The 15,113-nt window shown below is 69.6% G+C and carries 14 protein-coding genes; 5 read left to right on the forward strand and 9 right to left on the reverse strand.

Features of this window, described 5'->3' with window-relative positions:
* The 3 genes from ACQP2T_RS43955 to ACQP2T_RS43965 all read left to right on the forward strand — a co-directional run bounded on the left by ACQP2T_RS43955 (position 1) and on the right by ACQP2T_RS43965 (position 4,569).
* Positions 1 to 1,905 carry a hypothetical protein gene (locus ACQP2T_RS43955; protein ID WP_433510780.1) on the forward strand — a complete coding sequence of 635 codons (1,905 nt, stop codon included), beginning with the start codon at positions 1 to 3 and terminating at the stop codon, positions 1,903 to 1,905.
* Between the two features lie 82 nt (positions 1,906 to 1,987).
* Complete coding sequence (locus ACQP2T_RS43960) at positions 1,988 to 2,752, forward strand: hypothetical protein (protein ID WP_433510781.1); 765 nt, start codon at positions 1,988 to 1,990, stop codon at positions 2,750 to 2,752.
* Positions 2,752 to 4,569: a right-handed parallel beta-helix repeat-containing protein gene (locus tag ACQP2T_RS43965; protein ID WP_433510782.1), complete on the forward strand. Its 1,818-nt coding sequence runs from the start codon at positions 2,752 to 2,754 to the stop codon at positions 4,567 to 4,569. Before ACQP2T_RS43960 ends, ACQP2T_RS43965 begins: the two co-directional genes overlap by 1 nt.
* 131 nt (positions 4,570 to 4,700) lie before the next feature.
* Here ACQP2T_RS43965 and ACQP2T_RS43970 read toward each other — a convergent pair whose 3' ends face one another.
* The 4 genes from ACQP2T_RS43970 to ACQP2T_RS43985 all read right to left on the reverse strand — a co-directional run bounded on the left by ACQP2T_RS43970 (position 4,701) and on the right by ACQP2T_RS43985 (position 8,176).
* The gene (locus ACQP2T_RS43970; protein WP_433510783.1) at positions 4,701 to 5,582 is read right to left on the reverse strand and encodes a hypothetical protein; all 882 of its coding nucleotides are present in this window, start codon (positions 5,580 to 5,582) and stop codon (positions 4,701 to 4,703) included.
* A 228-nt stretch (positions 5,583 to 5,810) separates the two neighbouring features.
* Entirely contained in the window at positions 5,811 to 6,266 is a 456-nt protein-coding gene (locus tag ACQP2T_RS43975) for a GNAT family N-acetyltransferase (RefSeq protein WP_433510784.1), read from the reverse strand.
* A 45-nt stretch (positions 6,267 to 6,311) separates the two neighbouring features.
* On the reverse strand, positions 6,312 to 6,974 hold the full coding sequence (locus ACQP2T_RS43980; RefSeq protein WP_433510785.1) for a response regulator: 663 nt from the start codon (positions 6,972 to 6,974) through the stop codon (positions 6,312 to 6,314).
* Positions 6,971 to 8,176, reverse strand: a complete 1,206-nt coding sequence (locus ACQP2T_RS43985) for a sensor histidine kinase (protein ID WP_433510786.1) — start codon at positions 8,174 to 8,176, stop codon at positions 6,971 to 6,973. Before ACQP2T_RS43985 ends, ACQP2T_RS43980 begins: the two co-directional genes overlap by 4 nt.
* Before the next feature lie 251 nt (positions 8,177 to 8,427).
* Here ACQP2T_RS43985 and ACQP2T_RS43990 point away from each other — a divergent pair, with 251 nt between their 5' ends.
* Positions 8,428 to 9,390 carry an MASE1 domain-containing protein gene (locus ACQP2T_RS43990; protein WP_433510787.1) on the forward strand — a complete coding sequence of 321 codons (963 nt, stop codon included), beginning with the start codon at positions 8,428 to 8,430 and terminating at the stop codon, positions 9,388 to 9,390.
* 12 nt (positions 9,391 to 9,402) lie between these two features.
* Here ACQP2T_RS43990 and ACQP2T_RS43995 read toward each other — a convergent pair whose 3' ends face one another.
* The 5 genes from ACQP2T_RS43995 to ACQP2T_RS44015 all read right to left on the reverse strand — a co-directional run bounded on the left by ACQP2T_RS43995 (position 9,403) and on the right by ACQP2T_RS44015 (position 14,334).
* Positions 9,403 to 11,244 carry a rhamnogalacturonan lyase gene (locus ACQP2T_RS43995; protein ID WP_433510788.1) on the reverse strand — a complete coding sequence of 614 codons (1,842 nt, stop codon included), beginning with the start codon at positions 11,242 to 11,244 and terminating at the stop codon, positions 9,403 to 9,405.
* A 22-nt stretch (positions 11,245 to 11,266) separates the two neighbouring features.
* On the reverse strand, positions 11,267 to 12,226 hold the full coding sequence (locus tag ACQP2T_RS44000) for an arabinan endo-1,5-alpha-L-arabinosidase (protein ID WP_433510789.1): 960 nt from the start codon (positions 12,224 to 12,226) through the stop codon (positions 11,267 to 11,269).
* A 70-nt stretch (positions 12,227 to 12,296) separates the two neighbouring features.
* Positions 12,297 to 12,713 carry a hypothetical protein gene (locus ACQP2T_RS44005; RefSeq protein WP_433510790.1) on the reverse strand — a complete coding sequence of 139 codons (417 nt, stop codon included), beginning with the start codon at positions 12,711 to 12,713 and terminating at the stop codon, positions 12,297 to 12,299.
* Between the two features lie 32 nt (positions 12,714 to 12,745).
* The gene (locus ACQP2T_RS44010) at positions 12,746 to 13,765 is read right to left on the reverse strand and encodes a CU044_5270 family protein (RefSeq protein ID WP_433510791.1); all 1,020 of its coding nucleotides are present in this window, start codon (positions 13,763 to 13,765) and stop codon (positions 12,746 to 12,748) included.
* 2 nt (positions 13,766 to 13,767) lie between these two features.
* The gene (locus ACQP2T_RS44015; protein WP_433510792.1) at positions 13,768 to 14,334 is read right to left on the reverse strand and encodes an RNA polymerase sigma factor; all 567 of its coding nucleotides are present in this window, start codon (positions 14,332 to 14,334) and stop codon (positions 13,768 to 13,770) included.
* Positions 14,335 to 14,438: 104 nt separating this feature from the next.
* Between ACQP2T_RS44015 and ACQP2T_RS44020 the strand changes: the two genes are divergently transcribed.
* Entirely contained in the window at positions 14,439 to 15,113 is a 675-nt protein-coding gene (locus tag ACQP2T_RS44020; RefSeq protein ID WP_433510793.1) for an MOSC domain-containing protein, read from the forward strand.

Consider the following 15,113-nt stretch of genomic DNA (forward strand, 5'->3'; position numbering starts at 1 on the left):
ATGCGGGAGATCACCGCGACTGTCCCTCTTGGCGCGCCGCCCGCCTGGGCGGTGCTCGAACGCCGGCTGTTCGACGCCCTCGACGAGGCGTGGCGGGCCTTCGCCGCCCGCTACTGCGGGCCCGACGGACGGCTCATCTACCACGGCGCCACCGAGGACCGGGACGGCGCCGACGACTTCTACGAGGCGTTCTTCAACTGGCCGGCGCTCTACCAGCTCGGCGGCGCCGACGACCTGCTCGACGCGGCCAAGCACCACTGGGAGGGCGTGACCGCGCAGCTCACCGAGCTCGGCTACCTGGTGGACGAGTTCGAGCGCGGTTACGACTGGTTCCACCAGGGCGAGTCGCTGCTGCTGTTCTACGGCATCTGCGCCGCCGACCCCCGGGACGAGCGCTACCGCGAGCGGGCCCGGCGGTTCGCCGAGCTCTACCTGCCCGGCTCGGCCAACTACGACGCCGATCTCGACCTCATCCGCGCCCCGCACAACGGCGCCGGCGGCCCTCGCTACGGCATGCAGCGGGAGTGGGCCTCCTATCACGCGGGCCTGACCAGCATGCGACCGTACGGCCTGCCGCTGCGCGACCTGCCGGGGATCACGACCTGGACGGACCTCGCCGACCCCGGCAACGCCGCCCGCATGGGCGCCGCGATGAGCGAGCGGATCGGCCGTGGCGACGTGGCGGTCAACCTGGCCGCGACCAGCCTGGCCGTCAACGCCTGGCTGTACGACGGCGACGACCGCTACCGCGACTGGGCGCTGCGCTACATCGGCGCCTGGCAGGAGCGGGCCGCCGCCAACGACGGCGTGCTCCCCGACAACGTCGGCCCGTCGGGCAAGGTCGGCGAGCTGCACGGCGGCCGGTGGTACGGCGGCAACTACGGCTGGCAGTGGCCGCACGGCCTCTACAGCGTCGGCGCTGCCGCGGCCGTCGCCGCGGTCAACGCCCACCTGCTGACCGGCGACGACGCCACGCTCGCCATCGGCCGCGACCCCCTGGAGAGCGTGTACGCCCACGCCAGGCAGGCGAGCGTGACCGGGACGGAGATGAGCACCAGCGACCGGTGGCTGGCCGAGCTGGGCGAGGAGGCCGGGCAGCCCACCATGCTGGTGCCCAACCGGCACGACGACGGCGGCTGGTTCGACTTCCAGCCGCCGCAGCTCGGCCTGCCCGTCTGGTTGTGGCAGGCGAGCCGGTCCGCCGCGGACGCCGACCGGCTGGACCGGCTGCGGGCGAGCTCGGGCTACGACTGGACCACGGTGCGCCCGTTCCGCAACAAGGAGGAGGCCGGGCACGAGGCGCCCTGGCTGGAATACCTGCGCGGCGCCAATCCCGGCTTCCCCGAGGCCATGCTGGCCACCGCGCTCGGCCAGGTGCAGCGGCGGATGACGCTCATCGACGCCGACCAGGCGGACCTGGCCACCGTCCACGTGCACCACTGGCAGCGGCTCAACCCGGTGCTCACCGAGGCGCTGCTGCAGCTGGTCACCGGCACGCCGCAGGTCCTCTACAACGGCGGGCTGCTGCCGACGCGGCTGGCCTACTTCGACGCCGACCGCCACCGCCCCGGCCTGCCCGCCGACGTGGCCGCGCTGGTCGACTCGGTACGGCCCGACGGCGTCCGCCTCGAGCTGCTGAACCTCGGGCTGAGCCGGACCCGCCGGGTCGTGGTGCAGGCGGGCGCGTTCGGCGAGCACGACATCGACCGGGCGCTGGTGACCGGGGCCGAGCCCGGTTATCCGGGCGATCCGCGCTCCTACACCGCTCCCGCGATCAGTGAGGCCGAGCGGGAGGTGGCGGTGGGCGGTCCGCGACTGCTGGTGGAGCTACCGCCCGGCCGCCGGATCCGGCTCGACCTGCACACGACGGCGCGCGTCCGTAACCCGTCGCACCAGCACTACTGAGCCCTTCCCCTGGCCCTGCCGAGTCACGGGCCCTACCCCGAGCCGCATCGAGCCCTTCTACCGAGTCCTATCGAGGAGTTTCATGGACGACCCCATCTGGGACCTTCCCGTTCGCGGGCCGCTGCCCGCCGAACCCGATCCCGCCCTCGTGGCCGGGCTGTCCCGGATCAGCTCGGCCACCGCCTGCGCGAAACTGCACGCCCAGGGCATCCGGCGGACGTTCGTCGAGGGACCGCTTCCGCTGTCGCGGGGGCAGAAGATCGCGGGGCGGGTCCGGACCCTGCAGTTCATGCCGCAGCGCGAGGACATCGCTTCGGGCCTCGGCCAGGAGTACGTCGAGCGGCACACCGCGCTGTGGGCGGTCCTGGAGGAGGTGCGGCCCGGCGACGTGCTCGTCGTCCAGGCGTACGGCAGCGCCTACACCGGCTGCTTCGGCGACATGCTGGTCCGCTACTTCAAGCGCAAGGGCGGCGCGGGCATCGTCGTGGACGGCCGCATCAGGGACCTGCCCCGGGTCGCCGAGCTGGACGTGCCGATCTGGTCCACGGGCGCGACCCCGCACTACGCCTCGCAGGCGGAGCTGTTCCCGTGGGCCTATGACGTGCCGGTCGCCGTCGGCGGGGCGCTCGCGCTCCCCGGTGACCTGCTCGTCGCCGACGACGACGGCGCCGTGGTGGTGCCGCTCCGATTGGCCGAGTCGGTGATCGACGCCGCCGCCGAACACGAGCAGTGGGAGCGCTACAGCCGCGCCCGCATCGAGGACGGCGGAGCCCTGTCGGACTACTACCCCCTAACCCCCCAAACCCGCGCCGAGTACGAGCAGTGGCGGGAAGCAAAGGAGAGCTAGTGATCTTCAGATCCTTGGGTGCGGTCGTCTTATTGCTGGGCAGCCTGACCGCTCCGACGACGGCGGCATCGGCGGAGAAGGCCACGTGCGACTACTACGTGTCCCCCACGGGCGGTGACCGGGCCGACGGCAGTGCCCAGCGTCCGTGGAAGTCCATCGAGCAGGCCCGTGACCAGCTGCGCGCCAAGAAGAAGCACCAGAAGTGCGACATCGTGGTCAACGTCAAGACCGGTGACTACGTCGTCGACAAGACGATCACCTTCACCGAGGCCGACTCCGGCGAGAACGGCCACAAGATCACCTACCGCAGCGCCGACGGCCCCGGCAAGGCCAGGCTGCTCGGCGCCAAGCCGCTGACCGGCTGGCAGAAGTACAACGACACCATCTACAAGACCAAGGTCGACCGCAACTTCTACACCCTCTTCGAGGACGGCAAGCGCGCCACCACCGCCCGCTACCCGAACAGGACCAGCGACGACCTGTGGTCGCCGTATCTGTTCTCGGTGACGCCCGAGGCGGAATACCAAGCCGTGCACAACTGGCTCTTCTTCGACGCCAAGGACATTCCGAAGGAGTGGGACGCCGACTTCGACAAGAACGCCCAGATGGTCGTCTGGTCCGGCGGTTCGTGGAGCTGGTTCTCCGACACCGTGCCGCTCGGCGGGGCCGACTTCCGCAAGAACTTCTTCACGCTCAACCACGACGCCCGCTTCACCCTCGTCAACAGCCGCAGCGGCTCGCGCTACTTCCTGCAGAACACCCTGCGCTTCCTGGACCAGCCGGGCGAGTATTACTTCGACTTCGCCAACAGCGAGGTCTACTACTGGCCGAAGGGCTCGATCGACAAGGTCATGGCCCCCACCGTCAAGACGATCATCTCGCTGGCCGGGTCCTCCCCCGACCGGCGCGTCCAGAACCTCGCCTTCGACGGGCTGCAGCTGCAGTACTCCGACTTCGTCGACTGGTATCGCTATGCCTGGAACGCCCCGGGCGACTCGGGCTACGAGCACAAGTACCCGATCTACGACCGGCAGATCGAGATGCCGCGCAACAGGTTCGGCATGATCACCGTGACGAACTCCCGCGACATCGACCTGACCAGGCTGCACCTGTCCGACAGCGGCTTCACAGGCGTCTTCCTGCTCTTCGCCAACGAACGGGTCAAGGTGTCGGACAGCCTGCTGGACAACCTCGGCGGCGACGGCATCAAGGTGGAGGGCGGCTACCCCGGCGAAGGTGATATCTCCGGGCATCACACGATCACGAATAACTACATCTACCACGTCGGCGAGCTGGTCCCCGGCGACGCGGCCGGCATCGAGCTGATGAGCACGGGCAACAACACCGTCAGCAACATCGTCGTCAAGCACAGCGCCCGCTACGGCATCAGCCTCGAGGTCCGCCCCGAGATCAAGAACGAGGACAACTACGCCCGCAACAACAAGTTCTCCTACATCCGCCTGGAGGAGACCGGCCTCGACAGCGGCGACATGGGCGCCTTCTACACCTACGGCGTGCACAACGTCGAACCCCACCCGATCGACAACTACGTCACGCAGATGGTGATCGGCGACGTCATCAACGACCCCGCCGGGCAGATGCCGGACTCCGGCACCCGCGGCGTGCACATGGACGCGGGAGGATGCGGCTTCGCCATCTCCAACGTCGAGGTGGGCAAGGTCAGCGACGACAAGTACCAGGCGTACAAGTGCAACGAGGTCACCAACGCCAACTGGGCGGACGGCTTCGACACCTCGAAGATGGAGTACGACAAGATCGGCGTGACGAGCGCGTTCCCGTACCCGATCCCCAGCTGAGCGCGTTCCCTCAAACCGATCGTGAACCGGACGACGATCGGTGGAGCCGGGCCTCGCGGCGATTGCCGCGGGGCCCGTTCCCATAGCACCGCGATATACGCGGATGGTATGCCCCTCGCTGATCGGCCCCGTCATACCGTGACGGCACCGTTCCTAGGGACTGACCAGGAAGCGGTCATGTACCAGCGGCTGCGGGCGGCGTCCAGGTGGATGCGGTAAGCGACGGCTCGGTTGGCTTCCACCCGGTCGGCCCACTCCTGCCCGCGGTGCGGAAAGCGCACCTTCCCGGCGAGCACGTACCGGCCGTGCTCGGCGTTGGCGTAGGCGGCGAGCGGGGCCGGAAGCTTGAGGGAAACCTCGCCGTTGGGGGTGATGCGGATCGTCTCGTTGCCGTACCGCTTGCCCGACTCGCCATCGGCCTGCCACCGATCGCGCCACTCGGCCTCGGTGAGCTGGGCGGCGGCAAGATGGTGCCGGTTGCGGGCGAGCCGCTTGCCGCCCCGCACCACCCGCACCCTCCCGGCCTCGTAGTCGGCCCGCTCCCGCTCCAGCCGGTGGGTCAGCATGTGCAGGCGGCGGGTTTTGGCATGCCACTCCCGCCTGCTGCGGTAGCCACCCGGCGCCTTCCTCGAACCCTTCGCGCCGATCGGTTGAGCCAGCCGGTGCGCGATCGTCCGGATGGCCGCCTCAAGCGAGCAGATGTGGGCCAGCCCGGAGCGGCGAGCCAGCGCCCACTGATCATGGGAGGCCTTCGTGATGCTGCCCGCCCACCGCGACGACGACAGCGGCGTCAGTTCCCGCTTGCGGGCCGCCCACGCCTGGGGGGAATGCTCCAGCCCAGCACGGCAACGCACTGCCAGATCCCGCGAAGCCAGCACGCCGAGATGCGCACCCACCAGCCGCAGCACCTGCTCATCCTGCGCCGTCAAGCCCTTGAGCCGGTCGCGGATCGCCACCCCGGACGGCCCCAGAGCGACGAACGGCGCAGCGATCGCCCGCAGCGAGTCAGCCATGCGTGCAGCCTCCAACGCCGGGCGGATAAGGTCACCAGCATTCGGGTTGTGCTAGCTAGAACGCATGAGCGGCACTTGGCCACCAGGCGCTTATGATCCATGCACCTACCACGGCTGATATCCGGGCCAACTATTGCTCGGCAGCCTCAACCGCGTATGAGGCCGGCGAACGAACACAACACCACAACCAGGGCATTCGGTACGCTTGCCCATGATGATCCCCTCGCGCTACAGCGTCCTGGTCATGAACGCGCTGTTCGGGTCGGGCTGGTAGTCCGCGAACGGCTCGCAGTAGGCGAACCCGAACTTCTCGTACAGCTTCCTCGCCGGCAGGAAGAACTCGTCGGAGCCGGTCTCAAGGCTGAGCCGGGTGAAGCCCATGCGCGTGGCCTCGGCGATGATGTGCCCCAGCAGCAGGGACGCCACCCCGCTGCGCTGGCGCACCGGCCGGGTGCGCATCGACTTCACCTCGGCGTGGTCCGCGTCCAGCCGCTTGATCGCGCCGCAGCCGACCAGAGCGTCTCCGTCGACGATCGTCCAGAACGTCACCTCGGGCGCGCGGAGCGCGTCGAGGTCGAGGGCGTGCTTGCTCTCCAGCGGCGTGATCGACCGCATCTGCTGGAGATGCTCGTCGAGGAACGCGGCGATCTCCGGACCGGAGAGGTCGTCTACGGTGATCTTCATGGACTCGGTCTCCTTCCCAGGCGAGCTTCGGGCTCGTCGAACAGGTTACCGGGAGGCTGGTCTGACCAGGCCGCAGTCATAGGACAGGACGATCGCCTGGGCGCGGCTGGTCAGACCCAGCTTGGCCATCAGGCGGTTGAGGTGGGTCTTGACGGTGCCCTCGCTCACCGACAGCCGCTCGGCGATCTCCTTGTTGGACAAGGCGTGCCCGACCAGGCCGAGCACCTCGGTCTCGCGGCTGGTCAGGCGATCGAGGGCCGGTGACGGGGTCTCGACGGACGGCGGCGGGTCGACGAACGCCTCGATCAGCCGCTTGGTGGCGACCGGGGCCAGCAGGATGTCACCGGAGACGACCGTGTGGATGGCGGCGATCAGGCGTTCGGGCGGCGTGTCCTTGAGCAGGAAGCCGCTGGCGCCCAGCCGCAGCGCGTTGAAGACGTACTCGTCCAGGTCGAATGTGGTGAGGATGAGCACCTTGGGCGGCGCCCCCTCGGCGGCGGCCAGGATCCGCTCGGTGGCCGTGATGCCGTTGATGCCCGGCATCCGGATGTCCATCAGGATCACCTCGGGCTTGACCGTGGCGGCCAGGCGCACCGCCTCCTCGCCGTCGGCGGCCTCGCCCACCACCTCCAGGCCCGCCGCGCGCAGCAGTGCGGCCAGACCGGCGCGGATGAGCACCTGATCGTCGACCACGAGCACTCTGATCATGAGCTCGCTTCTTGAGGCTGATCGTCGGGCGGGGACAGCGGGAAGATCGCCAGCACCTCGAATCCGCCCAGCGGCAGCGGCCCTGCGTTGATCGTTCCCTGGTAAAGCCTGACACGTTCGGTCATGCCGATCAATCCGTGGCCACGAGAACGGGAGCTCCCGGTGGCCGCGGCGCCGTCGTTGGTCACGCGAAGGGCCAGTGTGGCGGGGCCGTACGTCACCCGGATCTCCACCCGGGCGCGACCGGCGTGCTTCAGCACGTTGGTCAGGGACTCCTGGACGATGCGGTAGGCGCACATGTCCAGGCCGGGCGGCAGCGGCCTGACCTCACCCTCGACGATCACCGTGAGCGGCAGACCGGCCGCGCGGATCCGCTCCGCCAGGGGTTCGAGATTCCGCAGGCCGGGGGCTGTGGAGTAGAGCCCTTCGTCCTCGTCGTCGGCCTCGATCCGCAGGATCGACAGCAGCCGCCGCATCTCGGCCAGCGCCTCGTGGCTGGTGTCGGCGATGACCCCCAGCGTGGCGTGCGCGGTGGCCGGGTCGGACAGGGCGACGTAGCGGCCGAGCCCCGCCTGCACGGAGATCACCGACATGTGATGGGCGACGACATCGTGCAGCTCGCGGGCGATCCGTACCCGTTCGTGGGTGACGGCGCGGCGGGCGGCGGCGTCCTGCTCCCGGTGGAGCTGGTCGGCCAGCACGGCGAGCTGCCGGGTACGTTCGGCCAGCAAGCGCGTGCTCGTGCCCGCGCCCACGGTGTAGGCCGCCACCAGGAGCGACTGCCCTAACGCCGACCACAGCGCGACGCCGGGCTGGCGGACCGACGCCTGCGTCCACTCCGTCACGATCAGCGCCGCCCCGGCCAGGGTGAACGCCCAAGGCCGGTGGGCGGCGAGGGTGTAGAGCGTCACCAGCGGCCCCATGCTGTTGAGCCCGAGGTGGTAGCCCAGCATGTGGTAGACCAGCGCCGCCCCGGTGGAAACCACCAGGACGGCGACCGGCGCCCGCCTGCGCAGTGCCACCGGCGCGTTCACCAGCACGGTCAGGGACAGCGACAGCGGGTCCGGGGGCCGACCCTTGCCCGGGTCGTACATCTCCCACAGCCAGGTCCCGACGACCAGCGCCAGGGCCAGGGCGCCGTCGAGGAGCAGGGGGTTGACCGCGGACACTCGCCGGACGAGCGATGCGGCGCTGATGGGCATCCGCCACGCTAACTCCAGGACCGGCCGTTACGCATCTACCTGGGGTTTACCTCGGCTGCCGCGGAAGTTGCAGCCCAGCTCGCGACGGAAACCCCGGCGGGCACGCCCCGCACGTCGCGTACGCGAGAAGCCCGTCCAGCGGCCGGTGACCGCGGGCGCCATCCCGTAGCAGAATGTCATGGGGGGAAGTTTCCGCAGGTGAGAGCGAGTGAGGCGGCGTGCTGAACAACATTTGGCCCCGCTCATATGCCATGAACGGCTTGCGGATGCTTGGCGTCGCAGGCGCCTATTTCGCTGCTGCGAAGGTGGGGTTGGCGCAGGAGCTGGTCGGCGGGCAGGTCACGCCGCTCTGGCCGCCGACGGGCATCGCGCTGGCCTGTCTGCTTCTCATGGGCGTCCGGGTCTGGCCCGGGATCACTCTCGGTGCGTTCCTGGTCAACTTGACGCTCGGGCCGTCGTTGCCAGCGGTCGTGGCGATCTCCGTGGGCAACACCTTCGCTCCCGTGTGCGCTTACTTCCTGCTGGTCCGCGCGCGTTTCTGCATCGAGCTGGACCGGTTGCGGGACGCGCTGGCGCTGGTGTTCCTCGGCGCCTTGACCGCGATGCTGATCAGCTCGACAGTGGGCAGTGCCGTGCTCCTGCTCGCCGGCGCACTGCGAAGCGGTGACTTCTGGCCGACGTGGTCGGTGTGGTGGACGGGCGACGCGATGGGCGTGCTCGTGGTAACGCCCATTCTGCTCGTGCTGCGCACATCCCGGACTCCGTGGGACGCTCGTCTGTCCCGTTGGGGCGAGGCTGTGGCCTTGGCCGTGGGCACGCTCCTCGTCACGGTGCTGGCGACGGTGAGCACCATCAACCTGCTCTTCCTCGTCTTCCCGTTCCTGATCTGGGCCGCCCTGCGTTTCCAGCTGGCGGGCGCCGCCGCCTGCGCGCTGATCGTGTCGACGGTCGCGATCGTCGCGGCCGCGCAAGGTTCCGGCCCGTTCGCCGAGCACGAGCTCTTCACCAACATGGTCACTCTGCAAGCGTTCAACGGGGCCGCGTCGCTGACCGCCCTGTTGCTGGCGGCGATCATCGCGGAGCGAAATCAAGCCCATGAGCGGCTTGAGCACATTTGCGCACGCCTTACCGAGGTCGCGGACCGGGTCGACCGGCAGCGGACCGCGGCCCAACGGTTGCCGCCTGAACCCGAAGTACGCCACGAAAGCGGCTGATGTCATAACGATCTACCGCACGTAGACATTCGGCTGTGCCGGGGTGGACATGCCGTTGCCGATGAAGTAGCTCGGGTGCGGCGGCTGGTTGTAGGCGGTGTTCTGCCAGGCGATCGCCACCCGATACTGCGGGTCGTGCATGAGGGTCCACAGCCGCCGGGTCGTCACGGTGGGGGTGCTGTAGATCCGCAGCGCCGTCTCCGACGTCGTCGGCCAGACGACCTCCTCGCGCCAGTCGCCGAACAGGTCTGCGGACAGGGACGGGGTCGACTTGGTGCCGTTGTTGGCGTGCACGCCCGAACCGGTGAGCAGGCGGGCGTCGGCGCTGGTGCCGTACTTGTCGATGTGCGTGCCGTCGAGCAGCTCGCGGACCGGGTCGGCGTCCCACCAGATGAGGAAGTTGGTCGAGCCGGGCTTGCGGCCGATGTTCGCGCCGGAGGTGTTGAGCAGACCGGAGACGGCCGACGACCACGATTCGGCGCCCGCGCTGCCCGCGTACACGTCGTCGGACACGCCACGCCCGTTGTCGCACCCGCAGGAGGGGTTCGTCCAGATGACTGCGCCGGTCCGGGCGTCGACCATGGAGGTGGCCGGCTGGTTGGTGTTCTCGTGCGGCTTGAACACCTCCAGGCCGGAGCGGGCCGGGATCAGGTCGCCGACGTGCAGCGCGTCACCGTGGAACAGCCGGGTGTTCCACAGCGGGCTCCCGTTGTCGTCGATCGCCTCCGAGCCGTAGATGATCTCGTCCCTGCCGTCGGCGTCGGCGTCGGCGACCGACAGCTGGTGGTTGCCCTGGCCCTCGTACTGGGAGCCGGACACGTTGGAGTCGAACGTCCATCTCTGGGTCAAGGCTCCGTTACGGAAGTCCCACGCGGCGATCACCGTACGCGTGTAGTAACCCCGTGCCATGATCAGGCTGGGCCGCTGCCCGTCCAGGTAGGCCGTACCGGCCAGGAACCGGTCGACCCGGTTGCCGTAGGAGTCGCCCCAGCTGGACACGGTCCCGCGCGGCGGGTTGTAGTTGACGGTGGACATGGCCGCCCCGGTCTGACCGTTGAACATGGTCAGGAATTCCGGCCCGGACAGAACGTATCCGGATGAGTTCCGGTAGTCCGCGGACGCGGAGCCGATGACCCTGCCGGTGCCGTCCACACTCCCGTCGGCGGTCTTCATCGCGACCTCGGCCCTGCCGTCGCCGTCGTAGTCGTACACCTGGAACTGGGTGTAGTGCGCCCCCGCGCGAATGTTGCGGCCCAGGTCGATGCGCCACAGCCGGGTTCCGTTCAGCCGGTACGCGTCCACGTACACGTTGCCGGTGTAGCCGGACTGGGAGTTGTCCTTGGCGTTGGACGGATCCCACTTGAGCACGAACTCGTAGCGGCCGTCACCGTCCAGATCACCGACGCTCGCGTCGTTCGCGCTGTAGGTGTAGGCGACCCCGTCCGGCGTGGTGCCGCCGGCGGGCCGCTGGATCGGCACGTCCAGATACCCGTTGGCGAACTGCGTCGCCGCCGCGGAGGGCGCCTGCTCCACCCCGCCGACCACGGCGCGCACGGTGTAGGTGGAAGTCGCCGCGGCGCCGGAGTCCAGGTAGTTCGTCGAGCTCGTGATGGGCGACGAGGTCAGCAGGGTCGAGCCGCGGTAGACGTTGAATCCCGTGCTCATGCTCTCGCTGCCGAGCAGCCGCCAGGACACCAGGTTGCCGCTGCCGGAATGGACGCTGATCAGGCCGCGATCCAGGTTCTCCACCTGCCTGGCCGCGGCGGCTGAGGCGGTGCCGACGTTCATGGTCCCGATCAGGGCGAGGATCACGGCGGTCACGAGAGAGAGGGAGCGCCTTCGCGCGGGAAGCATGCCTGCTCCTTTCCGAACCTGATCAGTAGACGTAGGGCCAGCCCGCGCTGTCGTAGGCGATGAGGTTGATGCCCAGCAGCGAGGCGCCGTTGTCGGCGTAGTAGTGGTAGAAGAGGACGTCGGCGTCGCTGTCCGTGATCACCGCCTGATGCCCCGGCCCGTGGACGCTGCCGTGCCCGGCGAGGACCTGCGTGCCGCCGCCGGAGGTCATGGCGGTGCCGTTGCGGTCCACGTACGGGCCGGTGACGCTGGCCGACCGGCCGACCATGATCCGGTACGTGCTGGACGCGCCCCGGCAGCACAGGTCGAACGAGACCCACAGGTAGTAGTACGACCCGTGCCGGAAGATGAACGGCGCCTCCACGGCCGTGCTGGCGCCGGTGCGCTGGGCGATCGAGTAGAGCGCGGTCCCGCTGCGCAGCCCGGTCGAGGAGTTGAGCGGGATCAGCTTGATGCCGGTCCAGAACGAGCCGAAGGACAGCCACCAGTTGCCGGCGGCGTCCGTGACCAGGTTGGGGTCGATCGCGTTGTAGCTGCTGGAGGAGGTGGTGGAGATGACCAGGCCCTGGTTGGCCCACGTACCCGAGGCGCCGGTGGCACTGGTGGCCAGGAAGATCGCCGAGTTGCGGGACCCGAACGTGGAGGCGGCGTAGTACATGTAGTACTTGCCGTTGTGGCGGGAGATGTCCGGCGCCCACAGGCTGGCACTGCCTCCGGTGTACGGCAGCGTCCATGACGCGCCGCCGGGGAAGGCCACACCCGCGTCCCGCCAGGCCGTGCGGTCGGTCGAGGTCTTGAGGGCGATGTTGTCGCCGGTATTGGCCAGGAGGTAGCCGCTCGACGTCTTCACCACCGCCGGGTCGTGCACGCCGATGCTGCCGGTCACGTACCCGGGGTTGGGGTACGCCGCCGCACCGGCCGGGAGCGCGGCGATCACCGCCGTGACCAGCATGGTCACCAGAGAGACGAGAAATCGCGCCATGTGCCACCTCGCTGTTATCGCTAACACTTGAGGGGATCGCCGGTGAGTCTTCTCGGCCGTACGGGGAGCGTCAAGGCGCGGGCTCGGGGCCTTCGGGTCTTGCCGGGTCAGCTCGGGTGTGGCCGGTGAAACGTTCACCACGTGATCGCCGCGAAACGCGTAAAACGACCAGCGCTCCCCCGTACGCCACGGCGTACCAAGCGGGCGGCCACGCGCCTCCGGCAACGGCGGCGGCGAGGCTGAGCGCCGAGATCGCGGCGATCAGCAGGACGGCGGCGGCCCACTCCCGGGCCGCCAGCACCGCCAGGGCGGCCCCGCCCAGGACGCCCGAAGCGGCGAGGAGATCCAGCAGCAGCCACGCGTCCAGCAGGCCGGCCCGGGTCAGCAGGTGGAGCAGTGGGAGCGGCAGCGACGGTGTCCAGATCCAGGTGAGCCCGCAGGCCAGGTTGACGGCCGACGGGAGCACCAGCAGCGACGCCGCCGGCACCGCCCACCGGTGCGGGCGGGCCGTGCCACCGTTCAGGGCCGTACTCCGGGCTTGTCGGTGATTCCGATGGCGAGGCGGACCGAGAGAGACATGACCGTCCCCTTCTTGATCGTGTGAGAAGCGGTCTGCTGATTCCCCTCCGGGGAGGGGACTTGCGCGGCGGACGTGTGGTCGGCGACGGCGACGGCTCGCTCGCCCAGATAGGTGTAGGTGGTCCGGTCGAGCAGGATCTCGTGACCCACCCAGCCGTCTTCGACGCAGCCCACGGCCAGCGCCGGACGTCCTGCGACGTCCACCGCGTCCTCGTTCACCGTCACCCCGGGGATCTTGGCCATCGCCTGGTAGACAGCGGCCTCCTGAGCCGGCGGGACGAGGTTGTCGTTGAGCAGGGAGCCGAGCAGCCGGTAGGCGACGACATCCTCCTTTTGGCTGCCGCCCAGGTTTCTGTACAGCCAGGCCAGGAGCGCGTCCGGATCCGTCGGCAGCGCCGCCACCGTGGCGTAGTCGACAGGTGGCATGCCCCCTCCGGTGGACGAGCGGACCAGCTTTCCGTCTTCGAACATGGCCAGCACCTTGCCGTCGGCCCTTGTCCAGGCCCGATCCACCGTGGTCTTCATCGGCGTCTTCGGGGTCTGCACCTCACCGGGGGCGGCATTGCCTGGTCCCTGAATGCGCGTCTCGATGTAGACCCACTGGTTCGGGCGGGGCGCGGTGAAGGGCCGATCCCGGGCGACGGCGGCCGCCTTGTGGAGCAGTACCTGCGCGTTGGCGGCCGGCAGCGCCAGCCCGGGGACGATCGGGCGCGGTGTGTCTCCCCCGGGGATCCCGACGACGGACGCGACCGCCGTGATCACGACGGCCAGCGCTCCCGCCGCGAGGACGCGCCCGCCCGCGCGAGGCAGGCGGAAGCGGCGCGCACGCCGGGGAACCGCCGCGGTCGCCTCCTGGAGGAGCGCGGCCCTGGCGACGGAACAACTGTCATGGGAGGGCGGGGCGGGCTCCGGCCAGGCCCGGCGCAGCGCGTCCAGATCGGTGTCCGGGTGTTCGTTCATGATCAACTGCCCTTCCTGGTGAGTGCCGGGTCCAGCGCGGCGCGGATCTTCGTCCGGGCCCGGTGGAGCCGGGACCGGACCGTGCCCGCCCGAACGCCGAGCGCCTTGGCCGCCTCTTCGGAGGTCAGGTCGGCCCAGGCGACCAGCAGCAGCACGTCGCGTTCCGCTGCGGGCAGCTTGGCCAGCGCCACCGCCAGCCAGGGGCGGTCCGCCAGCTCACCGGCGATCCGGTCGGCGTGGTCCTCGCTGCTCTCCTCGACACCGGCCCTGGCCAGCGCGCGGTACTGCCGGAGCTCGGCCCGGTGGTGGCGGGAGATCAGGTTCGAGGCGATCCCGTACAACCAGGGCCGGGCGTCCGGCCGGGACAGGTCGTAGGTGTCGCGACGGCGGAACGCGATCAGGAACGTCTCGGCGGCGATGTCGTCGGCCAGGGGCCGGGTGAGCCGCCGCTCGGCATAACCGTGGATCGGCCCGTGATAGCGGTCGAACAGCTCGGCGAAGCACTCCGGCTCCCGTAAGGACCGCTCGATGATCGCGGCGTCCTCCGCCCGCTCCGTCATCGGGGCCATGTCGTAGCTCTTCGAGTCATCGCCTGTCTTCCGTCGCGGGGGGATCGGTCCTCCCTCCTTCACCGATCGCCCCAAAAGTGTTCGCTCCGCATAGCTTGGGGGCCATGAGACTTCTGTCGGTGAACGTCGGCCGCCCCATGCCCGTGGACTACACCGATGCCCCAGGCGGGATGACAGGCATCGACAAGCGCCCGGTGACGGGGCCGGTCCAGGTGTCACCCGTCGGCCCCAAGGGCACGGCGGGCGGCGGCGTGGCGGGGGACGCCGTCTGCGACCGCCGCTTCCACGGCGGCGGTGACAGGGCGGTGTACGCGTTCGCGCGCGAGGACCTGGACGCCTGGGAACAGGCCCTCGGCCGTACGCTCGCCAACGGCGCCTTCGGCGAGAACCTCACCACGTCCGGGCTGGACGTGACCGAGGCGCTGATCGGCGAACGCTGGCAGGTGGGCTCCGACCTGGTGGTCGAGGTGACCGCCGGCCGGATTCCCTGCCGCACCTTCGCGGGGTGGGTCGGAGAGCAGGGCTGGATGAAACGGTTCATCGAGGTCGGCCGCACCGGCGCGCTGCTACGGGTGATCGCGCCGGGAGAGATCCGCGCGGGCGATCCGATCACCGTCGTCCGCCGTCCCGACCACGACATCACCGCGGCCCTGCTGCTCCGCGCCGCCACCACGGAGCGCCACCTGCTCCCGCGCACACTGGCCGCCGCCGAGTGGATGGAGTCCGAACTGCTGCGCGTCGCCCGTACATATACGGAGAAGTACGGGCAACGCAGCTGA

It is taken from the genome of Nonomuraea sp. CA-143628 (genome assembly GCF_050942315.1).
GTDB lineage: Bacteria > Actinomycetota > Actinomycetes > Streptosporangiales > Streptosporangiaceae > Nonomuraea.